Origin of the sequence: Lactococcus formosensis (genome assembly GCF_018403745.1) — a bacterium.
GTDB classification, from domain to species: domain Bacteria; phylum Bacillota; class Bacilli; order Lactobacillales; family Streptococcaceae; genus Lactococcus; species Lactococcus formosensis.
This window is the reverse complement of sequence record NZ_BOVP01000010.1, coordinates 48,336-62,237: the sequence shown is the minus strand read 5'-3', so window position 1 is coordinate 62,237 and position 13,902 is coordinate 48,336. Positions and strand designations below refer to the sequence as shown.

The 13,902-nt window shown below is 36.3% G+C and carries 12 protein-coding genes, 1 pseudogene and 1 riboswitch; of the genes and pseudogenes, 4 read left to right on the top strand and 9 right to left on the bottom strand.

The features are described 5' to 3' along the window. Positions 1 to 302: 302 nt before the first annotated feature. The gene (locus tag KJS37_RS09835; RefSeq protein ID WP_213497185.1) at positions 303 to 629 is read right to left on the bottom strand and encodes a hypothetical protein; all 327 of its coding nucleotides are present in this window, start codon (positions 627 to 629) and stop codon (positions 303 to 305) included. A 205-nt stretch (positions 630 to 834) separates the two neighbouring features. Between KJS37_RS09835 and KJS37_RS09830 the strand changes: the two genes are divergently transcribed. Both KJS37_RS09830 and KJS37_RS09825 read left to right on the top strand, forming a co-directional pair. Then, positions 835 to 1,167: a hypothetical protein gene (locus KJS37_RS09830; RefSeq protein ID WP_213497183.1), complete on the top strand. Its 333-nt coding sequence runs from the start codon at positions 835 to 837 to the stop codon at positions 1,165 to 1,167. 252 nt (positions 1,168 to 1,419) lie between these two features. After that, positions 1,420 to 1,956, top strand: a complete 537-nt coding sequence (locus KJS37_RS09825) for a hypothetical protein (protein ID WP_213497181.1) — start codon at positions 1,420 to 1,422, stop codon at positions 1,954 to 1,956. A gap of 833 nt (positions 1,957 to 2,789) precedes the next feature. On the opposite strand, the gene KJS37_RS09820 is transcribed toward KJS37_RS09825, so the two are convergent. The 7 genes from KJS37_RS09820 to KJS37_RS09790 form a co-directional block, all read right to left on the bottom strand. After that, positions 2,790 to 3,923 carry an N-acetyldiaminopimelate deacetylase gene (locus tag KJS37_RS09820; RefSeq protein ID WP_213497179.1) on the bottom strand — a complete coding sequence of 378 codons (1,134 nt, stop codon included), beginning with the start codon at positions 3,921 to 3,923 and terminating at the stop codon, positions 2,790 to 2,792. Between the two features lie 23 nt (positions 3,924 to 3,946). Continuing rightward, entirely contained in the window at positions 3,947 to 5,260 is a 1,314-nt protein-coding gene (locus tag KJS37_RS09815; protein WP_213497177.1) for an aspartate kinase, read from the bottom strand. Then, positions 5,257 to 6,249 (bottom strand): aspartate-semialdehyde dehydrogenase, encoded by a 993-nt coding sequence (locus tag KJS37_RS09810; RefSeq protein WP_213497175.1) that lies wholly within the window; start codon positions 6,247 to 6,249, stop codon positions 5,257 to 5,259. The genes KJS37_RS09815 and KJS37_RS09810 overlap by 4 nt, the downstream gene beginning before the upstream one ends. Before the next feature lie 165 nt (positions 6,250 to 6,414). Then, complete coding sequence (gene dapD, locus KJS37_RS09805) at positions 6,415 to 7,113, bottom strand: 2,3,4,5-tetrahydropyridine-2,6-dicarboxylate N-acetyltransferase (RefSeq protein ID WP_213497173.1); 699 nt, start codon at positions 7,111 to 7,113, stop codon at positions 6,415 to 6,417. A 94-nt stretch (positions 7,114 to 7,207) separates the two neighbouring features. Next, positions 7,208 to 7,918 carry a 4-hydroxy-tetrahydrodipicolinate reductase gene (gene dapB, locus KJS37_RS09800; protein WP_213497172.1) on the bottom strand — a complete coding sequence of 237 codons (711 nt, stop codon included), beginning with the start codon at positions 7,916 to 7,918 and terminating at the stop codon, positions 7,208 to 7,210. Next, positions 7,918 to 8,781 carry a 4-hydroxy-tetrahydrodipicolinate synthase gene (dapA, locus tag KJS37_RS09795; RefSeq protein WP_213497169.1) on the bottom strand — a complete coding sequence of 288 codons (864 nt, stop codon included), beginning with the start codon at positions 8,779 to 8,781 and terminating at the stop codon, positions 7,918 to 7,920. Before dapA ends, dapB begins: the two co-directional genes overlap by 1 nt. Positions 8,782 to 8,994: 213 nt before the next feature. Next, positions 8,995 to 10,254 carry a diaminopimelate decarboxylase gene (locus KJS37_RS09790; RefSeq protein ID WP_213497168.1) on the bottom strand — a complete coding sequence of 420 codons (1,260 nt, stop codon included), beginning with the start codon at positions 10,252 to 10,254 and terminating at the stop codon, positions 8,995 to 8,997. A 366-nt stretch (positions 10,255 to 10,620) separates the two neighbouring features. Then, positions 10,621 to 10,793: riboswitch (Lysine riboswitch) on the bottom strand. 265 nt (positions 10,794 to 11,058) lie between these two features. On the opposite strand from KJS37_RS09790, the gene KJS37_RS09785 reads away from it, so the two are divergent. Beyond that, positions 11,059 to 12,222: a pyridoxal phosphate-dependent aminotransferase gene (locus KJS37_RS09785; RefSeq protein ID WP_213497166.1), complete on the top strand. Its 1,164-nt coding sequence runs from the start codon at positions 11,059 to 11,061 to the stop codon at positions 12,220 to 12,222. A 208-nt stretch (positions 12,223 to 12,430) separates the two neighbouring features. Here the strand turns inward: KJS37_RS09785 and KJS37_RS09780 are convergent. After that, a pseudogene (locus KJS37_RS09780) lies at positions 12,431 to 12,986 on the bottom strand (pyridoxal-dependent decarboxylase); the annotation flags it as partial. A gap of 295 nt (positions 12,987 to 13,281) precedes the next feature. Here KJS37_RS09780 and KJS37_RS09775 point away from each other — a divergent pair. Further along, entirely contained in the window at positions 13,282 to 13,848 is a 567-nt protein-coding gene (locus KJS37_RS09775) for a tryptophan transporter (RefSeq protein ID WP_213497164.1), read from the top strand. Positions 13,849 to 13,902 lie beyond the last annotated feature (54 nt).

Here is a 13,902-nt window from a genome sequence, read left to right as displayed (position 1 = left end):
CTCTGCTCTGCTCTGCTCTGCTCTGCTCTGCTCTGCTCTGCTCTGCTCTGCTCTGCTCTGCTCTGCTCTGCTCTGCTAAAAGATTATAAAACATCACATCTACCTCGTCAAATATATCAGTAATACTAATCATTGTTTTTAATCTAACTATAATGTAATTGTAATATTTTTCATAGTGAAATCAAAATGTTTTCTGGACTTAGTCAGTACTTTCTTAGATACAAAAAAACTCCCCGCATCGGAGAGTTTGCCTAAGAACAGAGTTCTATTGTACCATATGATACTAAACAGTTGGATTTTCTTTATTTTTTTCTAGGCAAAGCCTGCCCGACTGCCTGTAAGCGAGCATGCATATCAGCCAAAGGGAACGGCTTGTCCATCATTAACCACTTGCGCCAAAGGGCATAAACACCGGCCGCCATGAAACTTGCTGTAAATTCATCATATTCTGATTGATAAAATTTAGCCATGGATTTGTTGAAAACTTCTTGAATAATCGGTTCATAGCCACTGACTACCGCATTTTTTAACTGTTTTTCAAAAGCTTGGAAGAACGCTTCCTGTGCTTTAATTTTATAGTACTGGATGTGATTTTCATTTAGCATATCAAATAGGGGCTGAATTTCCACTCATATCACGGTTGGACTTGAGTGTTGGATTGCTTAAAATATGTTTAGAAACGGCCCTTTTTCTGTAGCGATAATACTCTGTGATTTGCCTTCTTACGCTGCTGCCTATGTCTCATCCCTCGAATTATTAGTAAAGGGAGGAAGTATTTTGTACAATAGAGTCATAAATAAAACAGAAAAATAATCTAGGTGCTACATGAAAAATTTGACAACAGAAGAACAAGAACTTTTATTTGGCTTACTCAAGAAATATCATTCAGATTTTACTTTTAAAAATTTAGAAACGATGAATAAATTTGATGCACTCGCCCAAAAGCTCGATCAAAAAAATATGCACGCTCCTTTCCCAAAATCATTTTCCCAAACACGATATAAATTAAGCGATTTTCCAGTTGGTACTCATATTTATCACAAGAACTGGAAATGGGGAACAGTTGTAAAAATTGACAAAGAAAACGAAGCTATCTATATTGATTTCAAGACAGTAGGTCAAAAAGGAATTCTCATACAAATGTTTGACAAGCCTTTGGGATTTTAACCTTTCTGTTAGTAAAAAATATATTTGAAACGCTGAGATTGACTGTATTGTCGGTAAAACGGTATGATAGAATGAACTCAACGAAAATAAGTTTAAGCATTGACTTTCCTCAGGCAAGATTGCATCAGAAAGGTACGCCTCGGTCATTATGGCACAATCCATAAGTAAGTGAGATAAGAAAAGATAAAAAGAACCTTATCACTAGGTTATAATATAATAAAGAATCGTCCACCTCATTTAGGAGCTTAATCTATGATCTTTATTGCAATAATTTTTATCTCATTACCTCTTTTATTAGTTCTTGTAGAAAATTTCTCAAAAAAAGAGTATGAGACAACCAAAGATGTTGATAGACATATATTACATGATATTGAAGTTCTATTTGACAAAGCCCAAACCGCTCAAAATATGCAAGATATGAGTGATTTACATCAACTCTTTTCTCCGCACCTCTATAAAACTTATGAAAAAAAACTCACCAAGCTCAATATACAGGATAAGAAAATAAGCATAGAAAATGCTGAATTAGAAGGCATTACAAACATCAAAAAAACAGCACATGGTTTCTCTGCCGATCTCTCTTTCAAGGCTATCACATATACTCACTTCGATAAAAATCGTATAGAAATATATTGGAGAACTATTGATTTTCTCTTTACTCCTCAAGGAAATGGCATTGATGGTAATAATACTGGCTATACCTATTTTAAACAGCGCTGGTGGTTCATCTATAATTCGTCAAATTTGAAAGTAGATAAAATAAAAAATTTTAATATAAAAAGAAAATAACAAGCTTCACTACTGATAAAATCCTGTTTACCTAAAATAGAAAAGGGAATCGATATTACGATTCCCTTTTTAATTTTCATATTCTATCATTTTTTAAATACATCTAAAATAAACGCCTTTTAGTTTCTCTTATGTCTGGTACTAATAACTAGCACTCCTGCTATAAAGTACACCAAAAATAAGACTCCCCATAATTTGCTGAGTAAAAAACACGCTATTGTACCAGTAATACCTAAGATTAAAAACAATAAAATTAAGGATCCTGTGGCCTACCTTGTCTGTGCGGATTCAAGTTCCGCTTTCCTGCTCTATATAAGGAATTAAGACTTCATTTTACAAAGCTATTTTTTTACATTTTTATGGAGTGTACCAACAGTATACGAATCCTGCGTGCAATTTCAGTTACTGAAAAGTGTTTTGCACGAAAAAACACCATATTTAAAACTCTGGAATTATTGATAGAAAATCTATAATTGACTTACAAAAAAATTTACCCCTCCTTAAAAACTACCATATTCTATTAACTTCTATTTAATTAGTTACATCAAAATGCTTCAAGCCGGATTAGACTTGAAGCATTTTTTTATTGGTAAAGTCTTTGTTTAAGCTCTTACTTAGTTACCTTTCATTTCCTAGTCATCAGAAGTCTTTTCTTACTTCTTCTTTGTCACATAAAAAAATCCCCCTACGCTTTTGTAGAGGATTCTTCATATCTGTTTACTCACTATCTTGGTGCTTTTCTTGGTGCCTTTTGAGGAAAAAGGGGCACGAATCCCGTTCTTATCACATTGGATATAATTGTGCCAATTTAATACCAACAGTTGTAAAGAAATTTATCGAGTAGCTAGCCAGGCACTGAGCGCTTCCACTGCAGGCATTATAGCTGCTGCTTTTGGAGACATCTTTTCGTGATGTAAGGGATAATCTGATTGAACACCGAGCCAGAGCATCACACCAGGTACTTTATCTAATAAGTATCCAAAGTCCTCCCCTGTCATCAAGGGGGAAATTTCTGAAAAATTAACTGTTGGCTTTTCTTTCAGAAAAGATATCAGTTGGTCTGCAAGATTTTTATTATTAATAACAGGGAGATAACCTCCTTGTTTTAATATAATTTCCGCTTGGCAGTCAAAGGATTGCGCTATACCTTCAGCGATTTGTGTGATACGTTTTTGTGTCAGTTCATTCATTTCTTTCGTCAAGGTACGAATGGTTCCGTGAACTTCTGCTTCTTTGGCAATCACGTTATTAGTCATTCCAGCACGCATCTTTCCAAAAGTCACCACAGCATTTTCCATCGGGCCAACATTTCGAGAGATAATTGTCTGCACTTGCGTTACAAAATGACTCACAGCAACTACCATATCATTACTATTCTGGGGGAACGCTGCGTGACCTCCCCTTCCAATAAACTTAATACTAACCTCACAAGTTCCTGCAAATAATGTGTGATTGTTTGTTGCTAGTTGTCCGACAGGTAGTTCTGGATGAACATGAAGTGCATAAAACTCATCCGGTAACCAATCCGCAAAAACGTTTGCCTCATATAAAAGTTTTGCGCCTGAGAGATTTTCTTCAGCGGGCTGAAAAAGAAAAAGGCGGTCATTTTTACTTGGGGTTTCAGTAGCAATTTTTAATAAACCAAGTGCTACAGTCATGTGTATATCATGGCCACAAGCGTGCATTCTTCCTTCATGCTTTGAACTGAATTCTAAACTTGTTTCTTCATTAACTGGAAGCCCGTCCATATCTGCACGCCAGCCTATAATTTTGTCTGAGTCAAATCCTGTTATTTTGACTAGAACGGCTGTCTTCCAAGTTCGAATTTTGACATGCTTAAGTGTTTGGGTCATTTGCTGTATTTTATCTAATAGATAAGCCTGAGTTTCAAATTCTGCCATACCAAGCTCAGGAATTTCGTGCAATTCCCGGCGTATTTGAAGCAATTCTTCATTTGTAAAAGGCACTCTACACCTCCTTATTAAGTCCTTTAGCTTGTCAATTCTTCATATAAGGCGACTAAAGCCCTTTGATAATGCTTGTTGGCAACACCAACAATGATATTGATTCCACGCGGGCTTTGTGTAATAAGCTCAATATCAATATCTTCTTTAGCCAGTGCCGTAAAAATTTTGTTCGTAACTTTTGCTGAACGTATGATTTCCTCACCTACAATTGTCAAAAGCGAAATATTTTCTTTAACAGTTATTTCATCTGCTTTCAAATCTTTTTTTAGGTGGTCCAGTAAATCAAGCAAAATCTCTTCTACTTCGGCCATTTCGACGATAACTCCGATTTGATTGATGCCTGTAGGGAGATGTTCAATATTCAAATGATAATCAGCAAAAATTTTCAAAGTACGTTGTAAAAAACCAACCTCTGTTGCCATTTGATTTTTGACAATATTAATTGAAACATAGTTTTTCCTGCCTGAAATTCCTGAAACTTGTGTCGTATGCGTACGACGTTCTGCCAAAATCAAAGTGCCTTCGGCATCTGGAGCATTCGTATTTTTAATATGCAAAGGAATATTGAGTTCACGAAGCGGATAAATCGTCTCAGCATGCAGCACACTTGCTCCCATATAAGATAATTCACTCAATTCTTCATAAGTCAATTCACTGGTCGTTGCTGGATCGTTAATAATACGCGGGTCTGCCATCATTACACCTGATACATCTGTCCAGTTTTCATATTTATCAGCACCTAAACAGCTTGCCAGTATTGCTCCTGAAATATCTGAACCACCACGACTCAAAAGTTTGATTTTTCCATTTTGGAAAGCACCGTAAAATCCTGGGAGAACAATTCTCTCGATTCCAGAGAATTGTTCCTGCAACAAACGTTTTGACATTTCCAAATTGATACGACCGTTACCTGAAAAGGAAATTACTTCAGCCGCATCAATAAATTGATAGCCCAGATATTCCGCCATTAGATGAGCTGTAAAATACTCGCCACGACTCACCAGATAATCCTCTGTAAACTGCCCCGAATCCAGCTCACATTTAAGTTTCTCTAAATGTGATAAGATGTCGTATTTAAGCTGCAATTCTTCTTTGACTGCAACAAATCGAGTGACTAAATTATCCCAAAGTGCTTGGTAAGAAACACCGTGTTTCACATGAGCCGCAATGAGATAGAGCAAGTCAGTAACCTTATCATCAGATGGATTTTTACGTCCAATCGCCGAAACAACGACAATTTTTTTCGTTTCATCTTGGCTGATAATATTTTTTACTTTTTGAAATTGGCTTTCTGTAGATAATGATGAACCGCCAAATTTTGCAATGGTTAATGTCAAATTAAATTCTCCTGGATCATATGCTCCGCAATTTGAATTGCATTTAATGCTGCGCCTTTACGGATATTATCAGCTACACAGTAAAAGAGTAAACTGTTTGCTTGCGCCAAATCTTCACGAATACGTCCAACATAAACATTATCATTACCATTTGCGATTGTTGAAACTGGATATTCATGATTTTTAGGGTTGTCGATAAGAGTTATACCTTCTTGGTTTGCAAAAACCTCACGAACTTCGCTAAGCGTGAAAGGCTGATCCAATATTACCTGGATACTCACACCGTGACTGTTTATTACTGGAACACGTACACAAGTTGCTGAAACAGCCAACTCTGGCTTATGTAAGATTTTACGTGTTTCATTGACCATTTTCATCTCTTCTTTGGTATATCCATTTTCAAAGAATACATCAATCTCAGGAAGCGCTGTTTCAGAGATATTATATGGATAAAATTCTGGTGCTTTGCCTTGACGTGTCCGAAGTAAATCGTCACGACCTTTCTGTCCGCTTCCGCTTACTGCTTGGAAAGTCGTATAGTTCACTTGTAAAATGCCAAAGGCTTTTTCCAAAGCATAAAGCGGCAAAACAGATTGAATCGTTGAACAGTTTGGATTGGCAATGATTTTATTCATTTGCGTATCTTGGATATTAATTTCTGGAACAACCAGGCCAATTTCAGGATTTTCACGCCAAACTGATGAGTTATCAATGACAACCAACCCTTTTTCTCGTGCAATTGGGGCAAATTGTTCAGAAGTTTCTCCTCCAGCACTCAAAAGGGCAAGATCATAACCATTAAATGAATCAGCCGTTAATTCTTCAACTACGTATTCTTGACCCGCAAAAGGCAAAACTGAACCTGCCGAACGACTTGAGGCTAATAATTTCAAGTTTTTAATTGGAAAATTTCTTTTTTCTAAAATATCGAGAAAAGTACGACCAACAAGTCCAGTTGCACCCACAACACATATATTATATTTTTTCATTTTTATCCTTTCTTCTTTGGATATAAGATACTCGAAGATAAAGTTCGTACACTCTAGAGTTAAATAACTTTGGCGCTATTTGAAGTGCATGGACGATATACTCCATTTATTAATAGCGTACGAAGCATCCTATATGTTGATAAATAGTCTCCCCTTATGGCAATTTTAAAAATTTCTCAATGCTTCTTCTAGTGCGGTTTTTTGCTGCGTTTGGGCATCAATTTTCTTGATAATACGGGCTGGCACACCAGCAACAACTACATTTTCAGGAACATCTTGTGTCACAATAGCACCGGCCGCAACAACTGAACCTGAACCGACTTGTACACCTTCAATAACCACTGCATTTGCTCCAACAAGTACATTATCCCCAATACGCACAGGTACAGATGAAGCTGGTTCAATTACACCAGCAAGTACTGCGCCTGCACCAATATGGGAATTTTTACCCACTGTTGCACGTCCTCCTAGAACAGCACCCATATCAATCATTGTACCAGCCCCAATCTCAGCACCTATATTAATAATTGCTCCCATCATGATTACTGCATGATTACCAATTACGACATGTTCACGGATAATTGCACCGGGCTCGATACGTCCATTGACATCACGAATATCAAGCAAGGGCACAGCTGAATTGCGGCTATCAAGCTCAACAATATAGTCTCTATTTTCAGTCATATCAGCCAAAAGCGGTTGAATTAGACTCCAATCCCCAAACAAAGTATTGCTGATTTTGATGATTTCTTTTGGTATTTGACCTGTCAATTGACCTTCAAAAGTTACTTTAACTGTTGTTTTTTTCTCAGCATTTCCAATATATTGAATAATTTCTTGAGCCGAAATTTTTTGTACTTCCATAAATCTCCTTCTTGTGTGTAATACTATAAAAAACTAAGTTTTTTAAGGAATATCCAAAATTTATTTTATTGTTTCTCTTCTATAAAAGTAGGACTTAATTCACTCCGTCTTTTCCAAAAAGAACTTCCTCCATTGAATACATCCCACTTTCTTGATGAATAAGCCAATTCATCCCTGTGATCGCCCCTTTTACAAAAATCATTTTCGAAAGAGCTTCATGCTTAATCGTAAGAAGTTCGTCCCTTCCTGCAAATATTACTTCATGTTCGCCAACGATTGTCCCCCCTCGAACAGCATGCACTCCAATCTCTTTCTTCTCTCGTGGCTTTATACCTGAACGTCCATGAACAACTTTATAGTTCAATGTTTCATTGATACTGTCAAGCAACATCTTTGCCGTGCCAGATGGTGCATCTATTTTTTTATTATGATGTTTTTCAATGATTTCAATATCAAAACTGTCCGATAAAATATAGGTCATTTCTTTGACTAAACGATTCATCAAGATAACTCCAATACTAAAATTGCCACTAAATAATACAGGCATTTTTTCAGAAAGGTGATCAATTGTTGCCTTTTGTATGTCGTCAAAGCCTGTTGTGGCAATAACTGTGGCTGTTGGATGCTTTTTTAGATATTTAGCAAGATTATTGAGATTCTCAGGATGAGAAAAATCAATGACCACATCGAATTTTTCTTCTGGAATATCCTTTGTTAAGGATACGACTGTTAATTCATGCTCTTTTTCTAGCTCTGCCGCAAGCAGCCCGCCCATTGTACCTGTTCCAATTTGTAAAACTTTCATTATAAAATCTCCAATTCTTTAAGAAGTTGAATTTTTACCCTTTCGGATGGCTCGTCAAGTGGCAACCGAACAGAACCGACATTATAACCGAGTTGATTCATCACAAATTTGACCGGAATTGGATTTGCTTCTATAAATAAGCTGTCAACCAAGTTCAAATATTTTTGTTGCAGACTCAAAGAATGATCTGGATTGGTCGCAAAAGTTTCGATTAACTCCTTAACTACATCTGGCATGAAGTTCGCCCAAACACTGATTACACCCGAAGCGCCTAAACTCAGGCATGGAACTATCATATCGTCATTACCACTATATAATGCAAAATTATTAGAAAGATAGCGGCTAATTTTTTCCACATAAGCAATATCACCTGATGCTTCTTTTAAGCCTGTAATATTCTGATGTTGTGCCAATATTTCTACTGCTTCAACAGAAAGATTCACTCCTGTTCTACCTGGTGCATTGTACATGATAATCGGGATATTGACAGACTCCGCAATCTTAGTGAAATGCTTTAACATCCCTGTTTCATTGGTTTTATTATAATAAGGGGTGATCACAAGTAAACTATCCGCACCTAACTTTTCAAATGCTTGAGCAAATTCCACTGCTTGTGCTGTGTTATTACTTCCTGCTCCAACATTGATATGAACACGTCCGGCAACCTGTTTAACTACAAATTCAACGATTGCTTTTTTCTCCTCAAAACTAATCGTCGGTGCTTCTCCTGTTGTGCCTAAAATAGAAACAGCTGCACTTCCATGGCTAATCTGAAATTCAATCAGTTCAGCTAATTTCTCAAAATTTATAGAATTATCATCATTAAAGGGCGTGATGAGCGCCACAATTGAACCTTTAAGCATTATTTTCTCCTGTAGATTTATTTCAGAAACCTTTGATGAGTGTTGCGATAGAAGAAAAGTAAACTACTCATCGTATAATTTTTTCTATTGAAAAACATCTCCTCTTCGCCTTGTTTTTACTCCACTCCTTTAATTTGTATCCAAATATTATTTATGATTTTATCAGTGGTTAGAAGTAAAAGCTTTTACAAGCGTTCACCAGCTAATTCTCGGTTAGATTTCAAACTCAAAGCCATCCAATGTTGCAAAATAGTCTTCAGGCCGCTCTGCCCGTCGAATCATACGCGCGCTCCCATCTTGCTGAAGCAATAATTCGGCACTTCGTAATTTTGCATTATACTGATATCCCATCGAAAAACCATGCGCACCTGTGTCATGAATGACTAATAGGTCTCCCTCATCAATCACAGGAAGTTCGCGCTGCTTGGCAAATTTATCATTGTTTTCACATAATGAACCTGTCACGTCAACAATTTCTTTCACTTTATCTTCCTCCTTTCCTATAACAGTAATATGATGATAAGCATCATAAAATGCTGGTCTCATCAGATTAACTGCGCTCGCATCCACACCAATATACGTCCGATAGGTTTGCTTTCTATGCAAGACACGTGTGACCAGTAAACCATGAGGCGCCAACATAAAGCGTCCAAGTTCCGTATAAATTTTGACTTCCCCTAGGCCATTGGCAGTTAGAACTTCATCATAAACACGATGTACTCCTTCGCCGATGACAGCAATATCGTTAGGAGCTTCATCCGGACGATAATTAACGCCGATACCACCAGAAAGATTTATAAAATCAAGAGTAACGCCTGTTTTTTCACGAATTTCAAGTGCTAATTCAAATAATTGCTGTGCTAATTTTGGATAATACTCATTTGTCACAGTATTTGAAGCCAAAAAGCTATGCATTCCAAATTTCTTTACACCCAACTTTTGCAAATCTTTTATTCCCTGAATCAGTTGGGCTTTTGACATTCCAAATTTTGATTCTTCAGGATTATCCATAATTTTGGTCCCCATTGTAAAAACTCCACCGGGGTTATAGCGTAAGCTCATTGTTTCAGGAAATTCAAATCCTGCCAATGTGGATAAAAATTCAATATGGTTGTATGCATCAATATTAATCGTAGCTCCTAGCTTTTTGGCTAGTAAAAATTCTTCAGCTGGAGTGTCATTTGATGAAAACATAATTTCAGAATTATCAAAACCACATTTATTTGCCAGTATAAGTTCAACATAGCTCGCGCAATCAGCTCCACAGCCTTCTTCTTTCAAAATTTTCAAAATTGCAGGCGTTGGTGTAGCTTTTACCGCAAAGAATTCTTTGAAACCTTTATTCCAAGAAAATGCTGTGTTTAGCGCTCTTGCTTTTTCACGAATTCCGCACTCGTCATACAAATGAAATGGTGTCGGAAATTCTGCAGTAATTTTCTCTAATTGATCTTTAGTGATAAATGGTACTTTCATTTCATACTCCTGTGGACTTGCTACGCAAATCTTTATCTGAAGATTTCGGTGGTTTTAATGCTCTGGAGTATTGTTAAAAATTGTAACTGAAAGAAGGAAGATTTTACTTTTAATCTAACAAATGATATTCTTTTTCCATCTCAATCCTTAACTCTGTCTCCAGTGCCCTATGACCACTGATATAATGAGTTTCGATGTAAGAAACAGAGCTTTTTTATTCGTCGTCTCGCTAAAACTTTATTCTATCGTTGTCGCGCTTCAACCTGCAAACTCACATCATATAAATATAAAAGGCACTTGTAAGTACAAGCGCCTTTTATGTCGTCATGAAAATAGAGTAAAAAAAGAATTCTATATTATTCGGTTCGATCACTTAGCGCCAGACTTATTCAAGTCCGAGTGGTATAGGTGTTTCCTATACCCCCACGCTAGCCAGATGCCTCTGTTGCTAACGTTCGGCAATGATTACCTTTCGTACACGGTCGTCGGATGCCTCCTCTCGTGTAGTACTCATTTGCATTGCTACCTCTAATTTATTTTTCACAATTATAATATTTTCAGTATTGTTTGTCAATTGAAAACTTTTCAAATTTTTGGTGTTGACTTATTTTTTTCTTTAAAACTGCTTTAAACCAAGGTTTACAAGGTATATTTTTTATCTGAACTTCCGAATCTCCAAAATATTTTGTAACATTGTTTTGTGAATTTTTAAAATAAAATGCTATAATACAAACTTAAAACAACGAATACACGGAGTTTGTGCTTGAAGCCAACTTTAACTATTGACCTGCGGAGGTGCTATGTATGGATTTATCAAATAAATTTAACACTAATCTTGGAAAAATTGAAATTTCTAAAATTCGTGAATTTGATCAGGAAATCTCCAAAATACCGAATGTTTTGAAATTAACGCTTGGTGAACCAGATTTTCCGACACCTGAACATATCAAAAAAGCTGCAATTGATGCGATTGATGCCGATGAAAGTCATTATACTGGCATGCGTGGCCTGATTGAACTACGCCATGCAGCCAGTCAATTTGTAGCTGAAAAGTACAATTTACATTACGATGCTGAAACGGAAATTTTGACCACAGTTGGTGTCACAGAGGCGATTGCTACTTGTCTCCTTTCAATTATTGAACCTAGCGATAAAGTTCTAATCCCGGCACCAGCTTACCCAGGTTATGCGCCTGTAGTAAGCTTAGCTGGCGGTCAATTGGTCGAGATTGATACCACAACTGATAAATTTGTCTTAACTCCTGAAAAACTTGAGCAAGTATTGAATGAAACCGAGAATATCAAGGCTATCATTCTTAATTATCCGTCAAATCCAACGGGCATAACTTACACTCATGACCAACTTAAAACACTTGCTGAAATCATCAAAAAACATGAAATTTTTGTCCTTTCTGACGAAGTGTATTCTGAAATTAACTACAGCCAACATGTACATACTTCTATTTCGACCTTTTTACGTGATCAAACTTTTGTACTTAATGGCCTTTCAAAATCACATGCGATGACGGGTTGGCGAATGGGGCTGATTTTTGCAGATAAATACTTGATTGATCAGCTTGTAAAAACACACCAATATCTGGTTACTTCTGCCTCAACACAATCGCAATGGGCAGCAGTTGAAGCTCTGAGTAAAGGAAAAAATGATGCTGAGCTAATGAAAGCCGAATACCTCAAACGCCGTGATTACATTATTGAGAAAATGACTGAACTTGGCTTTGAAATTATCAAGCCAGACGGGGCTTTCTATATTTTTGCCAAAATTCCAGCAGAATATAACAGCAATTCTTTTGAATTTTTATATGATTTTGCAAAGAAAAAACACGTAGCATTCATTCCAGGCTCAGCCTTTGGTCAATATGGTGAAGGCTATGTCCGTTTGTCCTATGCAGCTTCAATGGAAGTGATTAAGATTGCTATGGAGAGATTGAAAGAATATCTTTCGGAATAACTTACTATTATGGTTGTGCTATACTCAGAGTTTATCTTTGCTTTAATGTAAACCTTCTCAAAAAAGACGAGATTTTTCTCGTCTTTTTTGTCATATATTCACTCTTGTTATTAATCAACGAAAATAGGTTTGTCTTATAAAAAAGAGATAGTTTTAATGTGTAAATCCATATACTTTATTTTTAGGATTATTATGGTATTTAAGATGTGCCTCTATATGTGATCCCTATAACTCCTACATTACCAATAGTATATCCATCAACATAATCCATAACCTTGTCTAGATTAATTAACATATGGTTTTTGTCCATCGGTACTTCACGCATTTCAATATCCCAATATACACAGAATTTTCCCAACAAACTTGATGCCCAGAAGAATTAACGAGATTTGTTTTTTTAGCCTTAATGTCCAAGCCTAACTTTTCTGCTCGTTTACGCCAAGAGAATTTCATTGCCGCTCCACCCAACATACAAGCTTCTGAAGAACCAATTGTTGATGTTCCCATAAACTGTTCGTTTTCACTTGCATTCCAAAGGTCAGCAATTATATTTACACGACGTTTTTCAATTTCGATTGTTCTTGGGTATTCTGATTTATCTATTACATTTTTCTCTAGAGTTTGACTCATCAGTTTTACTGCTTCAGATTCCATGTATGTTTGACAAAAATGACTAAGTCCAACCGCGCATTTCCTTCAGCTAGTATCTCATCTTGAACCAATTGGTAAGCTACCCGAGGTTCGATCGATTTTCTCCCTAATTTATCTCTGTGAGTTCAAAGCATTGACAGCTTTCTTAGAAAATGATATTATTATTCCTAATAAAAACGAAAGGAGCTGTACACCCAATGATCAACTGTTATTCTACTCAACTTTGGCAAAGATACAGGTGTATGTATGGCTTCTAACTGAAGAAAACCATAGATACAAATTTTAGTGTACTTTCTAAAACCTGTATCTATGCTCAAATTGGATGATTAAAGCATAGAAGTTTCTATGCTTTTTTTGTGTTATAGAAAGTACTCTGCCTTATCATTAAAAACTAGAAAGAGGAACTTTATGAATCAAAAAAACAAATCATCAAACACAATTGCACTTACTCCGATTTTCATTATTCTTGGCCAAATTTTGAACATTGTCACTCCGAGTATCGCTGGAATTATTCGCCCAGACTTCTCTTTGGCCTTTTTATTTCTTTGTATAATGATCAAACCCACATTCAAACAAGTTTTCTTGGCAAGTGGTCTTATTATCCTTACTTCCATAATTCTTGGCGCTAATCCGATTTTTCAGCTTCCTGCTGCTTTTGACCGCACCTTGTCTGCCTTGGCCTGCCTGCTCTTATATAAGTTAGTCCTAAGAATTTCTCCCAAATTCTTTTTAGCTAAAATAGGTGTAATCTATTTCCTCGCCACATTGATAAGCGGTTGTGTATATGTTTTTGCTGTATATCTTTTGGGAACGTTCCTTCACATTTCGGAACTTATGATCGTCTTTAAAATGGGCCTTCCTGTTCTTTTAATTACAATTTTTTCTACAGCATTCGTCAACTACTTCCTTGGAATTTTGCTCTACAAACTTGTTTCAACACTTTCTAAAGGAAAATATCTTTTCGCTGTTTCTTAATGAGAAATGAAAAAGACTTCTCTCTATAAAAACATAAACAATTTAATTGGTATA